The sequence below is a fragment of the Rhodoferax antarcticus ANT.BR genome (genome assembly GCF_001938565.1).
Lineage (GTDB): Bacteria > Pseudomonadota > Gammaproteobacteria > Burkholderiales > Burkholderiaceae_C > Rhodoferax > Rhodoferax antarcticus.
Genome location: NZ_MSYM01000013.1, coordinates 352,934 through 374,777, shown reverse-complemented (window position 1 = coordinate 374,777; position 21,844 = coordinate 352,934). Strand labels below are relative to the sequence as shown.

19 protein-coding genes are annotated in these 21,844 nt (G+C 60.4%); 11 read left to right on the top strand and 8 right to left on the bottom strand.

What is annotated here, in order from left to right:
- Positions 1-268: 268 nt before the first annotated feature.
- Together tsaD and BLL52_RS10490 are read right to left on the bottom strand one after the other, a co-directional pair.
- Positions 269-1,339, bottom strand: coding sequence for a tRNA (adenosine(37)-N6)-threonylcarbamoyltransferase complex transferase subunit TsaD (tsaD, locus tag BLL52_RS10495; protein WP_075586615.1), 1,071 nt, complete (start codon positions 1,337-1,339; stop codon positions 269-271).
- A gap of 44 nt (positions 1,340-1,383) precedes the next feature.
- The gene (locus BLL52_RS10490; RefSeq protein WP_075586614.1) at positions 1,384-2,010 is read right to left on the bottom strand and encodes a TetR family transcriptional regulator; all 627 of its coding nucleotides are present in this window, start codon (positions 2,008-2,010) and stop codon (positions 1,384-1,386) included.
- A gap of 125 nt (positions 2,011-2,135) precedes the next feature.
- On the opposite strand from BLL52_RS10490, the gene BLL52_RS10485 reads away from it, so the two are divergent.
- From BLL52_RS10485 to BLL52_RS10475, 3 genes are read left to right on the top strand one after another with little or no spacing between them, the layout of a single operon-like run.
- The gene (locus BLL52_RS10485; RefSeq protein ID WP_075586613.1) at positions 2,136-3,458 is read left to right on the top strand and encodes an efflux RND transporter periplasmic adaptor subunit; all 1,323 of its coding nucleotides are present in this window, start codon (positions 2,136-2,138) and stop codon (positions 3,456-3,458) included.
- A 12-nt stretch (positions 3,459-3,470) separates the two neighbouring features.
- Positions 3,471-6,626, top strand: coding sequence for an efflux RND transporter permease subunit (locus BLL52_RS10480; protein WP_075586612.1), 3,156 nt, complete (start codon positions 3,471-3,473; stop codon positions 6,624-6,626).
- Positions 6,619-8,043: an efflux transporter outer membrane subunit gene (locus BLL52_RS10475; RefSeq protein ID WP_075586611.1), complete on the top strand. Its 1,425-nt coding sequence runs from the start codon at positions 6,619-6,621 to the stop codon at positions 8,041-8,043. The genes BLL52_RS10480 and BLL52_RS10475 overlap by 8 nt, the downstream gene beginning before the upstream one ends.
- 37 nt (positions 8,044-8,080) lie before the next feature.
- Here BLL52_RS10475 and BLL52_RS10470 read toward each other — a convergent pair whose 3' ends face one another.
- Positions 8,081-8,362, bottom strand: coding sequence for a DUF427 domain-containing protein (locus tag BLL52_RS10470; RefSeq protein ID WP_075587187.1), 282 nt, complete (start codon positions 8,360-8,362; stop codon positions 8,081-8,083).
- Between the two features lie 151 nt (positions 8,363-8,513).
- Here BLL52_RS10470 and osmF point away from each other — a divergent pair, with 151 nt between their 5' ends.
- Genes osmF through BLL52_RS10450 form a run of 4 tightly spaced genes read left to right on the top strand, consistent with a single transcriptional unit; the run spans position 8,514 to position 12,401 of the window.
- A complete protein-coding gene (gene osmF / locus BLL52_RS10465) occupies positions 8,514-9,449 on the top strand; it encodes a glycine betaine ABC transporter substrate-binding protein OsmF (RefSeq protein WP_075587186.1) in 936 nt (311 codons plus the stop codon).
- Between the two features lie 6 nt (positions 9,450-9,455).
- The gene (locus BLL52_RS10460) at positions 9,456-10,703 is read left to right on the top strand and encodes an ABC transporter permease (RefSeq protein ID WP_075586610.1); all 1,248 of its coding nucleotides are present in this window, start codon (positions 9,456-9,458) and stop codon (positions 10,701-10,703) included.
- Positions 10,700-11,647 (top strand): ABC transporter ATP-binding protein, encoded by a 948-nt coding sequence (locus BLL52_RS10455; protein WP_075586609.1) that lies wholly within the window; start codon positions 10,700-10,702, stop codon positions 11,645-11,647. The genes BLL52_RS10460 and BLL52_RS10455 overlap by 4 nt, the downstream gene beginning before the upstream one ends.
- Positions 11,628-12,401: an ABC transporter permease gene (locus BLL52_RS10450; RefSeq protein ID WP_075586608.1), complete on the top strand. Its 774-nt coding sequence runs from the start codon at positions 11,628-11,630 to the stop codon at positions 12,399-12,401. Before BLL52_RS10455 ends, BLL52_RS10450 begins: the two co-directional genes overlap by 20 nt.
- 35 nt (positions 12,402-12,436) lie before the next feature.
- Here the strand turns inward: BLL52_RS10450 and BLL52_RS10445 are convergent, their stop codons facing one another.
- A complete protein-coding gene (locus tag BLL52_RS10445; RefSeq protein WP_075586607.1) occupies positions 12,437-12,808 on the bottom strand; it encodes a diacylglycerol kinase in 372 nt (123 codons plus the stop codon).
- Between the two features lie 380 nt (positions 12,809-13,188).
- On the opposite strand from BLL52_RS10445, the gene rpsU reads away from it, so the two are divergent.
- Both rpsU and BLL52_RS10435 read left to right on the top strand, forming a co-directional pair.
- Complete coding sequence (gene rpsU, locus BLL52_RS10440; protein WP_075586606.1) at positions 13,189-13,401, top strand: 30S ribosomal protein S21; 213 nt, start codon at positions 13,189-13,191, stop codon at positions 13,399-13,401.
- A 174-nt stretch (positions 13,402-13,575) separates the two neighbouring features.
- Positions 13,576-14,022, top strand: a complete 447-nt coding sequence (locus BLL52_RS10435) for a GatB/YqeY domain-containing protein (RefSeq protein WP_075586605.1) — start codon at positions 13,576-13,578, stop codon at positions 14,020-14,022.
- 2 nt (positions 14,023-14,024) lie between these two features.
- Here BLL52_RS10435 and BLL52_RS10430 read toward each other — a convergent pair whose 3' ends face one another.
- Positions 14,025-16,283 carry a DUF1631 family protein gene (locus BLL52_RS10430; protein WP_083633894.1) on the bottom strand — a complete coding sequence of 753 codons (2,259 nt, stop codon included), beginning with the start codon at positions 16,281-16,283 and terminating at the stop codon, positions 14,025-14,027.
- A gap of 41 nt (positions 16,284-16,324) precedes the next feature.
- On the bottom strand, positions 16,325-17,986 hold the full coding sequence (gene ettA, locus BLL52_RS10425) for an energy-dependent translational throttle protein EttA (RefSeq protein WP_075586603.1): 1,662 nt from the start codon (positions 17,984-17,986) through the stop codon (positions 16,325-16,327).
- Positions 17,987-18,228: 242 nt separating this feature from the next.
- Here ettA and BLL52_RS10420 point away from each other — a divergent pair, with 242 nt between their 5' ends.
- A complete protein-coding gene (locus BLL52_RS10420; protein ID WP_075586602.1) occupies positions 18,229-20,049 on the top strand; it encodes a DEAD/DEAH box helicase in 1,821 nt (606 codons plus the stop codon).
- A 125-nt stretch (positions 20,050-20,174) separates the two neighbouring features.
- Here BLL52_RS10420 and BLL52_RS10415 read toward each other — a convergent pair whose 3' ends face one another.
- Positions 20,175-20,558 carry a cupin domain-containing protein gene (locus tag BLL52_RS10415; protein WP_075587185.1) on the bottom strand — a complete coding sequence of 128 codons (384 nt, stop codon included), beginning with the start codon at positions 20,556-20,558 and terminating at the stop codon, positions 20,175-20,177.
- Between the two features lie 158 nt (positions 20,559-20,716).
- Here BLL52_RS10415 and gloA point away from each other — a divergent pair, with 158 nt between their 5' ends.
- Entirely contained in the window at positions 20,717-21,130 is a 414-nt protein-coding gene (gene gloA, locus BLL52_RS10410) for a lactoylglutathione lyase (protein ID WP_075586601.1), read from the top strand.
- Positions 21,131-21,189: 59 nt separating this feature from the next.
- Here the strand turns inward: gloA and eda are convergent, their stop codons facing one another.
- Positions 21,190-21,831: a bifunctional 4-hydroxy-2-oxoglutarate aldolase/2-dehydro-3-deoxy-phosphogluconate aldolase gene (gene eda, locus BLL52_RS10405; protein ID WP_075586600.1), complete on the bottom strand. Its 642-nt coding sequence runs from the start codon at positions 21,829-21,831 to the stop codon at positions 21,190-21,192.
- Positions 21,832-21,844: the final 13 nt, after the last annotated feature.

Below are 21,844 nucleotides of genomic sequence, written 5' to 3'. Positions count from 1 at the left end.
AAAAAGCCGCGCCGCAGTTCACAGCCAAGGGGCTTGCGGCAGGGTCGTTGTGAAGGTTGCGCAGTTTACAAGGCGTTCTGGCCTGTGGAGAACGACGCGCTGAACTTGAAACGGGCCAACGCGGCGCGCCGCTACGTCAGCTTGTCCTGCCGCGCAGCCAGCGGTGCGCATGCCACAGGTGTCTCGCATCGCGACGCCCGCATAACTTAAAAAACAATAGCTACTCGCGCTTGATAGATAAGGGCTAGAGGCTTATTTCTTATATATTTCAGGCGGTGATGGCGTCCAGCGGCCAGCGTGGTTTCACGTCAAACCCATAGGTTTGAGTGGCCGCTTGCTCGCCCGACTGCAAGCGCATGGCTGCAGCCATGGCGATCATGGCGCCGTTGTCGGTGCACAAATGCAGCTCGGGGTAATGCACCTTTATGGCAAGCTGGGCGCACTCGGCGTTGAGCTGCTCGCGCAGCAAGCGGTTGGCACCTACGCCACCCGCCACCACCAGGCGTTTGAGGCCGGTTTGTTTCAATGCGGTGAGTGATTTTTTCACCAGCACCTCGACAATCGCCGCCTGGGTGGAGGCCGCCAGATCAGCCAGAACGCCGGGCGGCAAGTCTGGCCCGGCGCAGCCTTGTGCCTGCGCGCACTTGCCGGTTTGCACCATCACCGCCGTTTTCAGGCCTGCAAACGAAAAGTCCAGGTCGCCGCTGTGCAACAAAGGGCGCGGCAGCTTGTAGGCTTTCGGGTTGCCCTGCTCCGCCAGTTGGGACAGTGCCTGACCGCCTGGGTAAGCCAGCCCGAGCAGCTTGGCAGACTTGTCAAACGCCTCGCCAGCTGCGTCATCAATGGTTTCGCCCAGAATTTGGTAGCGCCCTACCCCGTCCACCCGCATGAGTTGCGTGTGACCGCCGGACACCAACAGCGCCACAAACGGAAACTGCGGCGGGTCGGCGCTTAAAAAAGGCGACAACAAATGCCCTTCCAGGTGGTGCACGCCCAGCACCGGCTTGCCCAGCGCCGCCGCCAAAGCGCAAGCCACGCCCGCGCCCACCAGCAGCGCGCCCGCCAAACCGGGGCCACGGGTAAATGCCACCACATCCACATCGGCCAGCGAGCGGCCCGAGTCGGCCAGCACCTCTTCGGTCAGCGGTAACACCCGGCGAATATGGTCGCGACTGGCCAGCTCGGGCACCACGCCGCCATAGGCCTGGTGCATGGCAATCTGGCTGTAAAGCGCATGCGCCAGCAACACCGGCAGACCCTGCGCCGGGATGTTGACCAGCGCCACACCGGTTTCATCACAAGAGGATTCGATCCCCAGAACACAGACTTCTTTGAACATAGCAAACGAGTTTAGGCGATGCTCCCAGGGCCGGCGCACAAGCCTTAAACGCTCAAATGCAAGCCCAGCCCCGCCAGCTGCGCCCGAACGGCGCTTTGCGATACCACCACCAGATCAAACGCCTCTGGCGAGAGCATCCACGAATGAATCAAGCCCACCATCAGCGCATGCAGGCCGTGGGCCGCCACCTCGGGGTTCACCGGCAGGTGGATGCCCCGGCGCCCGGCAGCTTCGCGCAGGCTGCGGGTGATCTCCCGCGTGCCGTCCGCAAAAGCCTGGATATGGCGCTCCTTGATGCCCAGCAGCTCGTCGACGTATTCAACTTTCATGATGGCAATCTCGAACACCGCGCGGGTGCTGGCGTTGCTGACGATGTCGCGCATGGTTTGCAGCAGCGCGTACTCCAGCTCGGCCAGCGGGTCCTGGGCCGGGTCGTGGCCAATGTGCTGCATGGCCTGCTCCATGGGCAGCAGGGCATCGTCCATCATGGCGTTGAACAAATCGGCCTTGTTCTTGAAGTGCCAGTAAATCGCCCCACGGGTGGTGCCCGCCGCCTCGGCAATGTCTTGCAGCGAGGTACGCGACACCCCTTTCTCGGCAAATACCCGCACCGCCGCCTGCAACAACTGTTGGCGGGTGGCTTGGGCGTCTGCCTTGGTTCTTCGGGCCATACAAAACTTTCAAAGGGTAATCAACATACATTCATGATTGTATGTACAATTTTGGAAAAATAAATTCCCCTTCGACGCGCTCGCGATAACCTCCCGGCGCGTTCCTTCTTTTTGAGACTCTCACCATGACCCATCTTCGCAGCCTGCTTGCTCAACCGTTTCTGGCGCGGCAGCCCGCCTTGCGCGCACGTTTTCAACCCACTGTGCTGGCTTTGAGCCTGACATTGGTGCTGGCCGCTTGCGGGAAAAGTGACGCGCCCGGCGCAGGTGCCGGTGGGCCAGGCGGCGCCATGCCACCGGCTGAAGTCGGGGTGGTCACTGTCACGCTGGGGGATGTAAGGCTGATCACCGAGTTGCCCGGCCGCCTGGAGGCGTCACGCGTGGCGCAGGTGCGAGCCCGAGTGGCCGGTATTTTGCAAAAACGCCTGTTTACCGAAGGCAGTGAGGTAAAAGCGGGGCAAGCGTTGTTTGCCATTGATGCCAGTCCTTATGAAGCCACGGCTGCCAGCGCCCAGGCCAGCGTGGCCAAGGCCGAAGCCAACCTGACGCAGGCCAGTGCCCAGGCTGAGCGCTTTAAGCCGTTGATTGAAGCCAAGGCCATCAGCCAGCAGGAATTCATCAACGCCCAAGCCGCGCAAAAGCAGGCCGAGGCTGACGTGGCAGTAGCCCGTGCTGCGCTGCAGAGCGCACGCATCAACCTCGGTTACGCCCGCATCACAGCGCCCATTTCTGGCCGCATTGGCCGGGCGCTGGTGACCGAAGGCGCACTGGTGGGTCAGGGTGAAGCCACGCAGCTGGCAGTCATCCAGCAGACCAACCCGCTGTACCTGAACTTCACCCAGTCTGCCATTGAGGTGATGAAACTGCGCCAAGCATTCGAAGCCGACCAGCTTAAACGCGTAGGCACAAAGGGCGCCAGCGTGCGCGTGGTGCTGGAAGACGGCAGTGAATACGCCCTGCCTGGCAAGCTGCTGTTTTCAGACCTGACGGTAGACGCCACCAGCGGCCAGATCACCCTGCGCGCCGAGGTGCCCAACCCGACCGGTGCACTGTTGCCCGGCCTGTTTGTTCGCGCGCGGCTCGAGCAAGCCCAGGCCAGCAATGCCATCACCCTGCCGCAGCAAGCGGTGACGCGTTCGCCACAGGGCGATACGGTGCTGGTGGTGGGCGCTGACGGCAAAGCCGTGCCACGACCCATCGAGATTGGTGGCCAGCAGAATGGCCAGTGGGTGGTGCTGGGTGGTTTGCAAGCCGGTGAACAGGTGATGGTGGACGGTTTCCAAAAGCTGCGCGGTGGTGGGCCGGTCAAGCCCGTGCCGTGGCAACCGGGCGCACCGGCGGCAGGCGGCTCGGGCGCGGGGCTGCCAGCAGGCCCGGCAGCGTCTGCAGATTCAGTATCAAAACCGGCCTCCAGCCCAGCCAGTGCTGCGTCAAGCGCTACGCAATAAGGAGCGCCTGAGATGTCCAAGTTTTTTATTGATCGACCCATTTTTGCCTGGGTCATTGCGCTGTTTATCGTGGTTATGGGTGCGGTGTCCATCACCCAGCTGCCGATTGCGCAGTACCCGCCGGTGGCACCACCGTCCATCGTTATCTCGGCGGTGTATCCGGGTGCCTCGGCGCAAACGCTGGAAGACAGCGTGCTGTCCATCATCGAGCAAGAGATGAACGGCTCGCCAGGGCTGATCTACATGGAATCCACTGCCCAGTCCAACGGCTCGGGCAGCATCACACTGAGTTTTCAGCCGGGCACCAACCCCGAGCTGGCGCAGGTGGACGTGCAAAACCGGCTGTCTCGCGCCAGCCCGCGCTTGCCTTCTGCGGTGACACAGCAAGGCGTGCGGGTGGACAAGGCGCGCAGCAACTTTTTGCTGTTTGCCATCCTCTCGTCTGATGACCCGGACCTGACGCCGGTGGCGCTCGGTGACTATGCATCGCGCTCCATCGTGCCTGAAATTCAACGCCTGGACGGCGTCGGTCAAGCGCAACTCTTTGGCACCGAGCGCGCCATGCGCGTCTGGATTGACCCGGCCAAGCTGGTGAGCTTTAACCTGTCTGCGGCCGATGTCACCACGGCCATCCGGGCACAAAACGCCCAGGTATCGGCGGGTGAAATCGGCAGTCTGCCCAATGTGGCTGGGCAAGGGATATCGGCCACCGTGGTGGTCAACGGTCAGTTGGGCAGCGTGGCACAGTTTGGCAACGTGGTGCTGCGTGCCAATACCGACGGCTCCAGCGTGCGCCTGAAAGATGTGGCGCGTATCGAGCTGGGCGCCCAGTCGTATGCCACCTCGGCACGCCTGAACGGCAAACCCGCCACCGGCATCGGTGTGCAGTTGTCCACAAGCGGCAACGCGCTGGCCACTGCCAAAGCAGTGCGCGCACGGATGCAGACATTGGAAAAGTTTTTCCCCAAAGGTATGACTTGGTCGATTCCCTACGACAGCTCGAAGTTCATCGAGACGTCGCTGGCCCAGGTGGCTGAAACCCTGGTGGAAGCCATCATCCTGGTGTTTCTGGTGATGTTCCTGTTCCTGCAGAACTGGCGCTACACGCTGATCCCGACGCTGGTGGTACCGGTGGCGCTGCTGGGCACCTTTGCCAGCTTGCTGGCCATGGGTTTTTCCATCAACGTGCTGACCATGTTTGCGATGGTGCTGGTGATCGGCATCGTGGTGGACGACGCGATTGTGGTGGTGGAAAACGTCGAACGCATCATGAGCGAGGAAGGTTTGTCACCGCTCATGGCCACCCGCAAAGCCATGGGCCAGATTCAGGGCGCGATTGTCGGCGTGACCGTGGTGCTGATCTCGGTGTTTGTGCCACTGGCGTTTTTCAGCGGTTCCGTCGGCAATATCTACCGCCAGTTTGCTGCAGTGATGGGGGTGTCAATCGCCTTCTCGGCTTTCTTGGCACTCTCGCTCACGCCTGCCTTATGCGCCAGCCTGCTCAAGCCGGTTGAGGCCGGGCACCACCATGCCAAAACCGGCTTTTTTGGCTGGTTCAACCGGGGTTTTGCCAGCACCGCCAAAGGTTACGAGCGTGGCGTGGCCAAGCTCCTGCCGCGTGCTGCGTGGTATCTGGTGATTTACCTGGCCATCGTCGGCGTGGCAGCACTGCTGTACCAGCGCCTGCCCACCTCGTTTCTACCCAGTGAAGACCAGGGAACCATGCTGGTTAATGTGCAGTTGCCTCCTGGGGCGACCCAAGACCGCACCCTGGCGGTGATGCAGCAGGTGGAGGGTTACGTGCTCAAGCAGCCCGAAGTCGAAGGCATGGTCAGCGTGCTGGGCTTTAGCTTCTCCGGTCAAGGGCAAAACGCGGCCCTGGCATTTGTGACGCTCAAAGATTGGGATGAACGTGAGGGTGAAGGCAGTTCGGCGCAAGCCCTGGCCGGGCGCGCTTTTGGTGCCTTGTCCGGCATTCGTGATGCCTTCATCTTTGCGCTGAGTCCACCCCCGATCCCCGAGCTGGGCTCCTCCAGCGGCTTCAGCTTCCGATTGCAAGACCGAGCCGGGCTGGGTCATGAGGCTTTGCTGGCAGCGCGCAATCAGATGCTGGGCATGGCGGCTCAGAGCAAGGTGATTACTCAGGTTCGGCCCGAAGGTCTGGAAGACGCACCGCAACTGAAGGTGGACATCGACCGCGATAAGGCCAGTGCCATGGGAGTTGGGTTCGACGCCATCAACAGCGTGATCTCCACCGCCCTGGGTTCCAGCTACGTTAACGACTTTCCCAACGCGGGCCGTCTACAGCGCGTTGTGGTGCAGGCCGATGCGCCAGCGCGCATGCAGCCTGACGACCTGCTGCGGCTCAACGTGGCCAACAGCCGGGGTCAGATGGTGCCGCTGTCTGCCTTTGCTACCACCCGCTGGGTCACCGGCCCGATGCAAGCCCTGCGTTACAACGGCTACCCGGCCATGCGCCTGAGCGGCAGCGCGGCCCCAGGCTACAGCACCGGTGCGGCGCTAGCCGAGATGGAGCAACTCGCAGCCAAACTGCCGCAGGGCTTTGGTTTTGAGTGGACCGGCACCTCACGCGAGGAAAAGCTGGCGGGCTCGCAGGCCATGATCCTTTACGGCTTTGCGATTTTGGCGGTGTTTTTGTGCCTGGCTGCGCTGTATGAAAGCTGGAGCATTCCGATGGCGGTGATTCTGGTGGTGCCGCTGGGCGTGCTGGGCGTGATTTTGGCAACGCTGCTGCGCGGCTACGCCAACGATGTTTACTTTCAGGTCGGCCTGATCACCATCATTGGCTTGTCGGCGAAAAACGCGATTTTGATCATCGAATTCGCCAAGGACCTGCAGGCGCAAGGCAAAACAGTCATCGCCGCCGCGCTGGCAGCAGCGCACCTGCGGTTCCGCCCGATTGTGATGACCTCGATGGCCTTCACGCTGGGGGTGTTGCCGCTGGCCCTGTCATCCGGCGCAGGTTCAGCCAGCCAGCGGGCAATTGGCACCGGCGTGATTGGCGGCATCCTGACCGGCACCATCCTGGCGGTGGTGTTTGTGCCGATCTTTTTTGTGGTGGTGCGCGGTCTGTTCACGGACAGTGAACGCCAGCAGCAAGTGCACGCCGAACAGGCCGCGCACATGGGAGTGCATTCAGATGATTAAGTTGTCCATCCTGACGCTGGCCTGTGCCAGCGCCCTGTCAGCGTGTTCGCTGATGCCGACCTACGAGCGCCCGATTGCGCCTATCGACAGCCAGTGGCCTGCCAGCGCGGGTATTGATAGCTCTTATAAAGATAGCTATCAGCGCTTGTCCGATAAGGGCTGGGGGCACTTTTATACCGATAAAACAGTACAAGAGTTGATCACGATCGCCCTGGCCAACAACCGCGATTTGCGGGTAGCAGTGCTCAATATCGAGCAGGCGCGGGCACAACTGGGCCTGCGTCGCGCTGATCAGTTCCCCTCGCTCAATGCCGGTATCACAGGCTCGCGCGTGCCCGCCAGCGGCGCCGGCATCAGCAGCACCTACACCGGCGGGCTGACCTTCACCGCTTACGAACTGGACTTTTTTGGGCGCGTTGCCAGCCTCAAGGAACAGGCGCTGGCGCAATACCTGGCCACCGCCGAGGCCAGCCAGACGGCGCGCATCGCCCTGATGTCTGCGGTGGCACAAAGCTGGCTGAGCCTGCTGGCTGACGAAGAACTGCTGCGCGCCTCGCGCCAGACACTTGCCACCCGCGAGGATTCGCTGAAGCTGGTGAACCTCAAGCGCGAAAACGGTGCGGCCTCAGACCTGGACTGGCGCCTGTCTCAGACCCTGCTGGAGAGCGCCCGCGTCACGCTGGCGCAACAAACGCAGAAGCGCGCGCTGGACGAAAACGCGCTGGCCTTGCTGCTGGGCCAAAGCCTGCCCGCATCGGCCCGTACGCAACTCGCCAGGGGTCAACTGGAAACCGTGCAATTGACCCGCATCGCCGCCGGGCTGCCCTCAGATTTGCTGACAGATCGGCCGGATATCCGTCAAGCCGAGCAGTTGCTGCTGGCCAGCAATGCCAATATCGGTGCGGCCCGGGCGGCGTTTTTCCCGCGCATCAGCCTGACGGCCGGTGCCGGATCGGCCAGCAGCGAACTGTCGGGCTTGTTCAAGAGCGGCTCCTGGGGCTGGACGATGGCACCGCAGCTGATTCTGCCGATTTTTGATGCGGGTCGAAACCAGGCCAATCTGGATGCAGCGCAAACCGGGCGCTCGATTGCCGTGGCGCAGTACGAAAAGGCGATCCAGAGCGCCTTTCGCGAGGTGGCCGACGCTTTGGCAAGCCAAAGCACCCTCGACCAGCAACTCCAAGCCAGCCAGGCCTTGCTGGAGGCCGAGAGCGAACGCGCCCATCTGACCCAAATGCGTTTTGACCACGGAGCCGCCAGCCAGCTCGACTGGCTTGACGCGCAGCGCTCGCTGTTTGTGGCGCAGCAAGCGCTGGTGCAGACGCGCCTGTCTTTTTTACAAAATCAAATCTCCCTGTTCAAAAGCCTAGGCGGCGGGGCCAACCCGCTCGACATCGCGAACGTTCGCCAGCGCTAAGCCCGAAACAGCGCCACAACCTCTGGCAAGGCTGGCGTCATTCGGTCACCTTGACGCCTTTCCAGAACGCCACACGGTCACGCACTGCCTCGGCCCCTGGTTTGGGATCAGGGTAATACCAGACAGCATCGGTATTGACGTCGCCGTTGACCATCAGCGAGTAATAACTCGCCTGGCCTTTCCAGGCGCATGACGTTTTATGGTTGCTAAAGCGCACCAGATCGCGGTCAAGCGAAGCGGCCGGGAAATAGTGGTTACCCTCAACCAGCACCGTGTCGTCGCTCTGCGCAATCACTGCGCCGTTCCAAACTGCTTTCATGACGAACTCCTTGGATTTCAGAGCCTGCATTGCACCACGGCGCACCATGCAACCGGGCTCGTCAGGGCAATCGGTTTTGGCTTATCCTTTGAGCCCTTTGACGCGCTCCTGGCGCCGGTGGTGTGTGTTGGTCTCTTTTTTGAAAGGTTACATGATGTTTTTGATTCAGCGACGTTCCCTGCTGTTGGCTGCCGGCCTGAGTGCCCTGCTGGCCGCACCCCTGATGGCACAGGCGCAGTCTGACACTCTGCGTGTGGGCTCCAAGATCGATACCGAAGGCAAATTGCTGGGCAACATCATTGTTCTGGCACTGCAAGCTCAAGGCGTGAAGGTGGACAACCGGGTCGCCTTGGGTAACACCAAGGTCGTGCGAACTGCCCTGGTTGCGGGCGAAATTGACATCTACCCAGAATACACCGGCAACGGCGCCTTCATGCTGGGCGACGAGAGCAACAAGGCCTGGAAAGATTTGCGCGCCGGCTACGAGCTGGTCAAAAAGATGGATTTTGAGCGCAACAAAATTGTCTGGCTTGAGCCAGCCAACGCCAACAACACCTGGGCGATTGCGGTGCGCAAAGACGTCGCCACTGCCAACCAGCTGCGCACGCTCGATGACCTGGCCAAGTTCGCCGCTGGCCCTGGCCCTTTGAAGCTTGCAGCGTCTGCCGAATTCATGGAACGCCCAGACGGCATGCCAGCGTTCACTGCTGCCTACAACCTGAAGTTGCGGGCAGACCAAACCCTGGTCCTGGCGGGTGGCGACACCGCGGCCACCATCCGCGCTGCCGCCGAGAAAACCTCGGGGGTCAATGCGGCCATGGCTTACGGCACGGACGGCCCGGTGGCTGCGTTGGGTCTGGTGATCATGCAAGACCCCAAAGGCGCCCAGCCGGTATACGCCCCCGCGCCGCTGATCCGCGAAGAAGCGCTGAAACGCTTCCCGGTGGTTGCAACCACGTTGGCGCCTATTTTCAAGTCACTGGATGCCGAAACGCTGCAGCAGCTCAACGCCCGCATCCAGCTTGAAGGGGTAGACGCACGCAAAGTGGCCGGTGACTATTTGCGCAGCAAAGGTTTCCTCAAGTAGTCTGACGTGCGGCTGCAAGTCCATCCGGTTCTGGCGGTCTGCGCTTTGCTGGGTTTGGGTGCGGCTTGGCTGCTGCCCCTATTGCGCGTCGCGCCGAATCGGCTGATGTCGGGCGAGCCGGTTTACCTTGCCAGTGTCTTGCCTGGTTGGGGCTGGTCGCTGGTTTTGCCGGTGTTTGTCCTGCTTATTCAGCCGTCTTCGACAGGCGGGACTTTTAACAAGCAGCCGCCAAATGCGATTTCCTCCCAGCTCAGGGTGGCGGCCCTGCCCTTATTGATGGCACTTGGTCTGGCAAGCCTGTTCTGGCTGGCGGCGACGCACGCACAGCAGGTGGCACAAACCCAATCCAGCCTGACACGAACTTCTTTGGGTGCTGGATTCTGGTGCCTGGTCGCCCTGGCCTGGCTGATGAGCCTGGACGCTGTACAGCGCCTGAGCGCCTCCAGCACTGCGCGCAGCGGCGTTCTGGCGCTGGTGGCTGCGCCCACCCTGCTGCTGCTGGCGCTGGGCGTGGGCAAGGATCTGTCGCTTCTCAAAGAGTACGTCAATCGCGAAGAGGTCTTTTGGCTGGCACTGCTGCGCCATTTGCAAATTGTCGCAACGGCCATCGTGCCCTCAATCCTGCTTGGCCTGCCGCTGGCTTGGGCGTGTACACGGCGCGCAGGCTTGCGTCAATGGCTTTTCCCGCTGCTCAACATTGTCCAGACAGTGCCCTCAATCGCACTTTTTGGTCTGCTCATGGCGCCACTGGCTTGGTTGGCGCTGCAGTTTCCAGGGCTGGCAAAAGCCGGTGTCAGCGGCGTTGGGCTGGCACCCGCTGTGCTGGCGCTGGTGCTGTACAGCCTGCTGCCCATCGTCCGTTCAGGACTCGCTGGCCTGGAGCAAGTGCCTGTTGCCGCCAAAACGGCAGCGCTGGCCATGGGCATGTCAGAGCGCCAGATCTTTTGGCAGGTTCAACTGCCGCTGGCGCTGCCGGTGCTGCTGCCAGGCCTGCGCGCAGCCGTGGTGCAAACCATTGGTTTGACGGCAGTAACGGCTTTGGTCGGCGCCGGTGGGCTGGGCTCCCTGATGTTTGACGGGCTGTTCAGTGCCGCCAACGACCTGGTTCTGCTGGGCGTGCTGCCTATCGTGCTGCTGGCGATGCTGGCTGACGCACTTTTCAAGGCCATGATCGCCTGGGTACAGCCAATCGGATTTTCTGAAGCTGATGCAAGCGCCACCCCGTTAGCGCAGGTTTCAGGGCGTATCAGATGATCGAGTTTCAAAACATTGGCAAGTCGTACGGTGGGGTCAGGGCTGTCGAGGGCCTGAATTTACACATTGAGCTTGGTGAACTCGTTGTATTGATCGGCCCTTCAGGCTCGGGAAAAAGCACCGCGCTGAAGATGATCAACCGTATGGTTGACCATGATCAGGGTCGCATCCTGTTCGAAGGGCGGGAGATTTACAGCTTTGATGTGCGTGACCTGCGCCGGCGCATGGGTTATGCCATTCAGTCGGTCGGTCTGTTTCCGCATTGGACGGTCGAGCGAAACATTGCCACCGTGCCGCACCTGCTGGGCTGGAGCAAGGAGAGCATCAGCCAGCGGGTGACCGAATTGCTAACCCTGTTTGACATGGCACCCGAGCTGTTTCGCCAGCGCTACCCACACCAGCTCTCGGGTGGCCAGCAGCAACGTGTGGGGGTGGCACGCGCATTGGCGGCCGACCCAGCCGTGCTGCTGATGGACGAGCCCTTTGGCGCGCTTGACCCGGTGACACGCACGGCGTTGCAACTGGAGTTGAAGCGCGTGCATCAGACCTCTGGCAAAACCATCGTGCTGGTCACCCACGACATCGACGAAGCCCTGCTGCTGGCCGACAGGATCGTCCTCATGAACCAGGGCCAGATCGTGCAGGTGGCCACGCCGTTGGAACTGCTGTCGAGTCCGGCGAGTGATTTTGTTCTCGACTTTGTGGGCCGATCCGACCTGGGTATCAAGCTGCTGTCACTCAAAGCGGTCGAGCCGCTGGTACGGCACGATCCAGCGCCCCCCGGGTCACCCACCCTGCCGCAAACGGCGTCATTGCGCGAAGCGGTGGCCATTCTGGCAGCGCAGGGCGCGAGTGTGTTGTCGGTGCTGAACGCTCAGCAACAGCCGGTGGGTAGCCTGTATGCATCCGACATCTTTGTTAGCCATGCCAACACGCCTGCCTGAGGCCCAAACCAAGCCAGTGGCTTCAGCCCGCTGGTTTCAGAACCCCTTACCGTGGGTGGTGATGGCGCTGCTGTGCCTTGCCTATGCTCTGCCGCATACCGGCGCAATGTTTGGCGCACTGTTTCCACAACAGGATCGCCCTGTCTACCTCCAAGAGCCTTTTTCAGAACTGCTGTGGCGCCATATCGCACTGGTCGTGGTGTCGAGCAGCATTGCCATCCTGATCGGCATCGGTGTTGGCGTCGGCGTTACGCGCCCGTCTGGACGCGCCTTCGAGCCGATGATGCAGACCCTGGCAGCTGCGGGCCAGACCTTCCCGCCCATTGCCGTGCTGGCGCTGGCGGTACCCGCAGTGGGATTTGGTGAGCTACCCGCTTTGATTGCCCTGGCCCTCTACGGCTTGTTGCCCGTCTTGCAGGCCACACTGGCTGGCCTAGCAGGCGTGCCACAAGCCGCACTGGAATCGGCGCGCGCTATGGGCATGACGCCCTGGCAAGTGCTTCGCCAGATCGAAATACCTTTGGCCTGGCCCGTCTGGCTGGCGGGCGTGCGCACCTCGGTCATCATCAACATCGGGACCGCTGCCATTGCGTCAACAGTGGGCGCCAAAACACTGGGGTCTCCCATCATCGTCGGCTTGAGCGGCTTTAACACCGCCTATGTGTTGCAGGGCGCCTTGCTGGTGGGCTTGCTGGCCGTTGCGACAGACATGGCTTTCGAGCGGCTAGCTAGGCGCGCCGTGCAACCAAGCTAAGCCTCACGCCTTTGACGGCCACAAGACCTGGTTCGTCAGCTACCCAAAAAACGCTGCCAAAGCGCACCCGCCCAGACCACGCCACCAAAACACAGGCTCAGCAGCACCGCAGCGCTACCCAGGTCCTTGGCTTTTTTTGACAGCGGATGCAACTCAAACCCGACCCGATCCACCGTGGCTTCCATGGCGGTGTTGAGCAGTTCCACCACCATCACCGCCACCACGGTTCCAGCCAGAACGGCGCGCTCCAGCCAGGTGTTGCCCAGCCACCAGGCCAAAGGCAGCAAAAAGAACGCCGCCATAGCCTCCTGTCTGAAGGCAGGCTCCGACCAACCTGAACGAAAACCTTGAACAGAATAACCAAATGCCAGCAACAGACGTTTGAGTCCGGTTTGCTTGACGTGCATTCTTTGTTTCTCCAAAACTATGCTCCTGAATTCAAAAAAAATTGCTGTCTATCTGCGCCCTTGGCTCTCCCGCGACGGCCAACAGTGCAGAATCGCAACCCGACCGGCTGAGGAGAGCAGCCCAGCGGACGACATTTTCCCCTGTCCAGAGTCGACATTTTTACAAAAGCAACTCGCGCGCCTTCCGCCACCCATTGTTAGGCCATGTGATTTCTGCGCCACACGGCCTACAACGTCACTGGACAGGTCGTTATAATGCTTGGCTTTGCTGGCAAAACTCCGCTGCCTGATCAACTTTATAGCGGAGAAATTCGCAAGATCAAATTTTGGCCCGATCTTCCAATTTTTGAAGTCTGCACAATTCGGATAACTTCACCTTCATGACAACCATTCGTGTTAAAGAAAACGAGCCTTTTGACGTCGCTCTGCGTCGCTTTAAGCGCACTATCGAAAAACTGGGCCTGCTGACTGACTTGCGTGCACGCGAGTTCTACGAAAAGCCCACCGCCGAGCGCAAGCGCAAGAAGGCAGCGGCGGTTAAGCGCAACTACAAGCGCATTCGCGCGATGCAGTTGCCCAAGAAGCTGTTTTAAGCCATTCGCTTCGCCTGATTAAAGGTCTGATTGCCAAGCGCACCAGTTTTTTTTCAGGCGGTGAAGGTTTAAACCTTAAAAAAGCTCGCCGGGGACGCTCAGGCGGGCTTTTTTATTGCCAACTGATTTCTCTTACTCACAATTCACTGACCTTTTGCCATCAGGAGCTCCACGATGTCACTCAAAGACCAAGTCACCGAAGACATGAAAAACGCCATGCGTGCCAGAGACAGCGTCCGCTTGGGCACGATTCGACTGCTGCTGTCAGCCGTCAAACAGAAAGAGGTTGACGAGCGCGTGGTGGTTGACGACTTGATGCTGGTAGGCATCGTCGACAAGTTGATCAAACAGCGCAAAGACTCGGTGGCAGCCTACCTGCAGGCACAACGGCAAGACTTGGCAGACAAGGAGAGCGACGAGATCAAGGTGCTGGAGGCTTACCTGCCGCAACGTATGGGCAGCAAGGAGATCACTGCCGCCGTCGCTGCCATTGTGAGCGCTCTTGGTGCCAAAGGCCCGGGCGATATGGGCAAGGTGATGGCGGCAGTGAAGTCAAAACTGGCGGGTAAGGCAGACATGACTCTGGTGTCCCAAGCGGTTAAAACCGCACTGGCAGGCTGAGATCAGGCCCTGCTGTCGATGCTGTTGCGCATGGCGGTGTGTACCACCGCTTCCAGCGCACCGTCCAGCATCGACGCCTGATCGGACACCACCCGCAATTTGCCCTCGGCCAGCATGCGCTCGAAAAATCGCTGCGTCATGGACTGCGTTTTGCCACCATTCGTGGTGAATAAAAACAGGGTCTGGTGCGGGCTGATCCATGACAACTGCATCCGCTGCCAAGTGTCTTTAAGCCGAATTTCGATCCAGGCACCGAGCTTCAGCGTCACGGGCACGAGCGCAGGCATCACCTCGACAACCGAAGGCGACACGGGGTCTTGCGCCTGATCATCGGGAAACGCCATGAAGCCCGATGCTTTGGCTTCAGATGGTGCCACCCAATGGTCTTGATTGCCCAGCAAACTCGCCTCCACAGCGGCTGCCACTGGGGCATCCTGCGCGGGCGCCTTGAAGGCCTGATGATGCAGTTTCATCAGTGCGTCGAAAAACATGCTGGTCTTGGTCGATGGGTAACCAATCAGGCGCAGACCCTCGCGCAAGCCCGATAACAGCCGGGGCACTAATTTGGTCAAGCGGCCTACATCTTGCCGGGTCAGACCAGGCTGGGCACTCCAGAGCAATTCATTGACCAGCATTTTGTAGCCACCCGGATCGTCCAGTCCAGCGCTGCCTTTGAGTTCGGCCTGTGCCAACACCTGAGCCCAAGGGCCACATAAAAAATCAGACACCTCCAAAGGTACCCGGCCCATGTCGGGAATGGCTTTCAGGCTGTCTGTCATCTGGGCGGCGCGTAGGTTTCGCGCTTCGGCATAGCCCAATACCGCAGCCGCGCTGTCGATTTGGCTGCTCAGATTCGCCTGGACTTTCGGGTCGTCCCAGTCTTGTAGAAGTTGTTTTAGCGCTGCCTCAAACGGCTTGGCACTGTCGACATTGAGAACAGCCAGCGGACTGACATGGCGCTGCAAAGCGATCAGAAAGGCCTGAAATTCAGCGCCCTCCTCTGCCACAAACGCCAAACCTCTTTGGGAAATCTCTTGCAACAAGCGGCGCGCTGGATGGGTTTGGTCGATGAAGAAACGCGGGTCAATGATCACCAGCCGCAACAGCGCGGGCTCCAGCCGCTCAATGACTTTTCTCACCGGCGCCAGCAAGCGTTTGTCATGCACCAAGGTCTCCACCATCAGCGACACCACTTCAAGACTAAGCACTTGGCTCATGGACGTGGCGGCGCGGGCCAACTCATCGCGCAAAGCGTCTGCCGATGCCCGCGGGCCAGCGCGTCCAACGGGCGCGGCGGGCCGCTGCTGCATACGCTGCATGACAACATCTACTTGTTGCATCTCCTGTAAAGCCTCTAATGCCGCAGGCACCGTGGCCTGAAAACCAATATCTACCGACGCTGCACCTGCAGCTGACACCTCGGGCGCGCCTGACTCAAACTCCCGGCTGAACTGCTGTGCAAATGCCGCTTTGGGATCATCCAGCGGCGCATCAAGCTCACCCGCCATCAAACGCCGCAACTTATCCAGGGTAAGTACGGTTTGTCGGTAGGGCTGCGTCCACACTGCCCGCTGCGCGCGAGTGGATCCGCCCTGGGTCACCGCCGACGCTGTATCGGGTGTACGGATCACCGTAAAACCGGCACGCCGCACACCTTGACGCTGCAAGTCATCAACCCAGACCTGGTAAGCCGCCCCCAAGGCACGCCCCAAAGCCGAGGCCATGTGGTGCAGCCAGGTGGCACGCACCCGGGTTGGCACCATCAAATCAGTCATGACCTGCTGTAGCGCCGTCACGTAAGAATCCGGGCGCAGCGGATTACGCTCGGGGCAGACGCGCTGCAGCCCCACCAGGGCACTCACATAACTGTTGAGGTCGGTCAACGCCGTTTCGGCCTCCTGCATCACATGCTGCAGCATGCGCGCAAGCTCTACCCGCTCCTGAACCTGGCCCTCATCCATCAGCTCAAGTTGGTCCAGGCGCAAAGGCCTACTGACCAGCTGGCCCAGGCCCGAGTCTGAGCCCTGGTAGCGCAGAAAAACCGCCGACAGAACCACCGGAAAACGTTCACTTAGCTGCGCTGCCTGCGTTTCGAGCAACCTGAAGCTGAGCTCCAAATGATCACGCTCCATGACGTTGCGCACAAGTTGCACCTCAACGCGCATTGACTGGCGGGCTGCTAAAGCCACCTTTGACACCAAAGACGCGCCCGCCTGGGTGGCTTGTTCCAGCAAGTGTTGGTAGAGAGATGGAGCAACCATGTGGGGTGGGGCAGTAACTTGCCGGACAGCTCGTTAGGGGCTTACTTCAGGGCCTTGAAACGCATGCGTTTGGGCTTGGCACCCTCTTCACCCAGGCGCTTCTTCTTGTCTTCTTCGTAGTCGTGGTAGTTGCCGTTGTAGAACGTCCACTGACTATCACCCTCGCAGGCCAGAATGTGTGTGGCAATACGGTCCAGGAACCAGCGGTCGTGGCTAATCACCATAATGGAGCCGGCAAATTCCAGCAACGCATCTTCCAGCGCGCGCAAGGTTTCCACGTCCAGATCGTTGGAAGGCTCATCGAGCATCAGCACATTGCCGCCAGCAATCAACGTTTTGGCCAGATGCAGCCGACCACGCTCACCGCCTGAGAGCGTACCAACACGTTTTTGCTGATCGGCACCGTTGAAGTTGAAACGTCCGCAATAGGCGCGGCTAGCCATGGTGAACTTGCCGATGTTGAGCATATCAAGCCCGCCCGAGACATCTTCCCAGACCGTTTTTTCGTTGGCCAGGTCATCACGGTTCTGGTCCACAAAAGCCATCTTGACGGTCTGGCCAATCTTGACCTCACCACAGTCAGGCTGCTGCTGGCCGGAGATCATGCGAAACAGCGTCGACTTGCCGGCACCGTTGGGGCCGATGATGCCCACAATGGCACCTGGCGGCACCTTGAAGCTCAAGTTGTCAATCAGCAACCGGTCACCAAACGACTTGCTGACGTTGACGAACTCGATGACCTCTTGGCCCAAGCGGTCTGCCACCGGAATGAAGATTTCATTGGTTTCGTTGCGCTTTTGGTATTCAAAGTCAGACAGTTCTTCAAAACGTGCCAAACGCGCCTTGCTCTTGGCTTGGCGCGCTTTGGGGTTCTGACGCGACCATTCCAGCTCTTTCTTCAAAGTTTTGGCGCGGGACTCTTCACCCTTCTTCTCCTGCTCCAGCCGGGCCTGTTTTTGCTCCATCCAAGAGCTGTAATTGCCCTTGTAGGGGATGCCTGAACCCCGGTCCATTTCCAGAATCCACTCGGCGGCATTGTCCAGAAAGTAGCGATCGTGGGTGATGGCCACCACCGTGCCGGAGTAGCGTTGCAGGAACTGCTCCAACCAGTCCACCGACTCGGCATCCAGGTGATTCGTCGGCTCATCGAGCAACAGCATCTCGGGGTGGCTCAGCAGCAAGCTGCACAGCGCCACGCGGCGCTTTTCACCACCAGACAGCACACCAATCACCGCATCCCAGGGTGGCAGGCGCAGCGCGTCAGCGGCGATTTCAAGCTGGTGTTCGGAGTCGGTACCAGCTGTGGCAATGATGGCCTCCAGTTCGGCCTGCTCGGCTGCCAGGGCATCAAAGTCGGCGTCTTCTTCACCATAGGCGATGTACACCTCTTCGAGGCGCGCCTTAGCAGCAAACAGTTTGCCCATGCCGGCCTCAATGCTCTCGCGCACGGTTTGCGTGGCATCGAGCTGGGGCTCCTGCGGCAAATAACCGATATTCAAACCCGCCATGGGGATGGCTTCGCCTTCAATGTCTTTGTCCAGCCCAGCCATGATCTTCAGCAGGGTTGACTTGCCCGAACCGTTGGTCCCCAAGACCCCGATCTTGGCACCGGGGAAAAAACTCAGAGAAATGTCTTTCAGGATATGCCGCTTGGGCGGCACGATCTTGCCAACGCGGTTCATCGAATATACGTATTGAGCCATAGCACCTGTGATGTTGTGTCAGTCAAAAAACACCATTATCGGTCCTTGACCGCGCGACTTCACGCAGCCGTGCGACAATGCACCTGTTGTGGGACTTCAGTTACCCACGACGTCAGCACCTTGCTGGGAGCCTTAACACTTTGAGGTTCCGTTTTTGATCCCATCTGCCTTTGACTGAATTGACGCGACAACGCGGCAAAACGGGCTGATGTCCTGGCGCCCTGGATGGGGTGCATTTCACAATGAAATTTGAAGAACTCAATTTGGCTCCGGCCATCATCAAAGCCGTGCTTGAACAAGGCTACGAAACCCCCACGCCGATTCAGGCCCAGGCGATACCGCTGGTGCTTGACGGGCATGACCTATTGGGTGGCGCGCAAACCGGCACCGGCAAAACAGCGGCGTTTGTGTTGCCCATGCTCAACAAGCTAAGCAGCGCTGAGGCCCCGCGCAACAAATTTGGCGGCATCGCCCTGCGTGCCCTGGTGCTGACCCCCACCCGCGAACTCGCAGCGCAGGTTGAAGAATCAGTGCAAACCTACGGCAAATACCTGGACATCACCTCTGCCGCCGTGTTTGGCGGCGTCGGCATGAACCCGCAAATCAGCCGCATGAAAAAAGGCGTGGACATTCTGGTGGCCACCCCGGGTCGGCTGCTGGACCTGATGCAACAAGGCATGGTCGATCTGAGCCAGGTGCAGATTCTGGTGCTCGACGAAGCTGACCGTATGCTCGACATGGGCTTCATCCATGATGTGAAAAAAGTGCTGGCCGCGGTGCCCAAAGACAAACAAAGCCTGTTGTTCTCGGCCACCTTCAGCGACGAAATTCGCGATCTCGCTGCCACTCTGCTGAAAAACCCACAAAGCGTGCAGGTCACGCCGCGCAACACCACGGTGCAACGCATTGCCCAGCTGATTCACCCGGTGGGTCGCGGCAAGAAAAAGGCCTTGCTGGCCCACATCGTGCAAGAACACAACTGGAGCCAGGTGCTGGTGTTCACCCGCACCAAGTTTGGCGCCAACAATGTGGCCGAATTTTTAACCAAAAACGGCATCAACGCCATGGCCTTGCACGGCAACAAGAGCCAGACCGCCCGCACGCAAGCGCTGGCCGACTTCAAAAGCGGCGACGTTCGCGCCTTGGTGGCCACCGACATTGCTGCGCGCGGGATCGACATTGACGACCTGCCACATGTGGTGAATTACGACATTCCCAACGTCTGCGAAGACTATGTGCACCGCATTGGCCGCACCGGCCGCGCAGGCGCCGAAGGTCAGGCAGTCAGCCTGGTGAGTCTGGACGAAGAAGGCTTCATGCAGGCCATTGAGCGCTTCACCAAACAAGACATTCCGGTTGAAATCAAGGAAGGCTTCATGCCTGAGCCCGGCGAAAAGGCCGAGCCCATCGCCATGGGCCGCCAGACCATCTGGGGCGGTGCCGGCAAGCCGCCGAGCCGTGAGGTGATGATGGCCGCAGGCAAGGCCGCACGCTCAGAGATGCTGACGCGGGTGCGCGAAAGCAAGGGCCCGGGCGCAGCCCGACCCGGCAACGGTGCTGGCAACGGTGGCGGTGCAGGCCGAGGCCGCAGTTCTACGGGTGGCGGTGGCGGTGCGCGCGGCCCACGACCCGCTGGTGGTGAGCGTCGCCCGGCAGGTCTGCGCACTGAAGGCAGTATCGAACTAGAACTGGGTGGTGGTCGCGAAGCCGAGCCGCGTAGCCATTTGTCAGCCGCAGAACAAGCGGCGCGTGGCCCAGGCCAGCGGCAAGCGCGTGGTTACGGTGGCGGCAATGGTGGCGGCTACGGCGGCCCTGCACCCGCACCTTCGCGTAGTGCGGGTGGTCAGCCGGATCCGATGCGCACCAGCGTCGACATGATGGCTGACCGCGGCGCGCGCCGCAGTGGCGGCTTCAGTGGCGGGGGTAACCGCAGTGCAGGCGCTCCGAGTGGCAGCTTTGGCGGTGGCAGTGGTCCGAGCCGATCTGGTAGCGGCAACCGGTCTGGCAGCCGTGGACGCTCTGGCGGCCCAAGCGGTGGTCCGCGGGGGCCCAGCAGCCGCTAAAACTTGCTGCCGTGGCGCTTCGCCGCGCCACAAATTTCATAAGCTTTTTAGTGCTCTAGCCCTTTAAATACAAGCGCTAGTAGCTTCTATATGAATAGCAAATGATTGTCTGAAGCGGCAATGCTTTAGCCCAGCACAAACAGCGTGACCAAGGCTTCAGGCCCAACCTGACGGCTCCAGTGGCCGTGGACTTGCGCGTCAAAGCTTTGTCCGTTGGGCAGCGTGTCTGCCGAATAAAAATGCTCGCCCGGCTTGAAAATGCGCGAGCTGCCGTCTTGCAGACTGATTTCCATCTGCCCCTGCAAAATAAACACCCACTGCGGTTCGGTGGTGCAGTGAAAGCTGCTGCGAAACCCCGTCGGACTTTGACGCAGCTGAAAACCGCCGCTGGGCATCAAACGGGTGAGCGCGGACTGCGGCGTGCCCTGGTCCAGCGCCAGGCTTTCTTCGCGAAAACGCGCTCGGCCATCGGTGTCGGTGAGCAAAACAACTTGGGTGAATGTGGGCATGATCGGCTCGGGCTGGTAGTGATTGCCCGGATTATTCCCCAAGCCTTGTCCGCCAAGGTGCTGGCCGGTAAAGTGCTTAATGATCAGTGTGGCAGCCAGTCACGGCGTAGCGAGCAACGCGGCTGCACCCCCAAAAACTTCTCAGAAAAGGCATCACCATGCGACTTCTTCACACCATGCTGCGCGTTGGCAACCTGCAACGTTCGATTGATTTTTACACCCAAGTGCTGGGCATGACTCTGTTGCGCACCTCCGACAACCCCGAATACCGCTACACGCTGGCATTCGTCGGCTATGGCAGCAACCCGGATCACGCCGAACTCGAGCTGACCTACAACTATGGTGTGACGGACTATGTGATGGGCACCGCCTACGGCCACATTGCGCTGGCAGTGCCCAACGCCAAAGCCGCTTGCGACAAAATCCGCACGGCCGGCGGCAATATCACGCGTGAAGCGGGCCCGGTCAAAGGCGGCAACACCGTAATCGCTTTTGTGACCGACCCGGATGGTTACAAGGTGGAATTGATCGAGCGCGCAGAACACCACAGCGAGGGCACCGGTTTGCGCTGAGCCCCGCCTGAGGGCGCATCAAAATACAACCGAACTGCCCGCGCGGCAGCACCGGCGGTCTATTTGCGCAAGATCTGGATTTCCATCGCCAAGCGGGTGACACGGCCCCAGTCGCCCAACTCTTGCACATTGGCTGGTACCAGCCAAGAACCGCCCACACACACCACGTTGCTCAGCGCCAGAAAATTTGGCGCATTTTGCAAAGTGACACCCCCAGTGGGGCAAAACTTCACATCAAAAAACGGCCCGCTCCAGGCCTTGAGCATGCCCACGCCACCTGCTTGCACGGCCGGGAAAAACTTGAGTTCGGTGAAGCCGTCTTCCGTGGCCATCATGATGTCGCTGCTGCTGGCCACACCGGGCAGCAGTGGCAGACTGGCATCACGGCAGGCCTGCCCAACCGCCCCGGTGTAGCCGGGGCTGACGGCAAAACGCGCCCCGGCGTTGGCAGCTGCTTTGGCATCTGCCTTGGAGCGCACCGTGCCCGCGCCGACCACGGCTTCAGGCACCTCGCGCGCGATCGCCTCAATGCAGGCCAGCGCCTGCGGTGTACGCAGCGTCACTTCCAGCATGCGGATGCCGCCTGCCAGAAACGCCCGCGCTAGAGGCACTGCGTGCGCCACGTCGTTCAACACAATCACCGGAATCATCGGGGAATCTTGCATGACCTGCAAAGCGGTCAAAGGGGTTGTCGCGTTCATGGCTGCTTTCAAA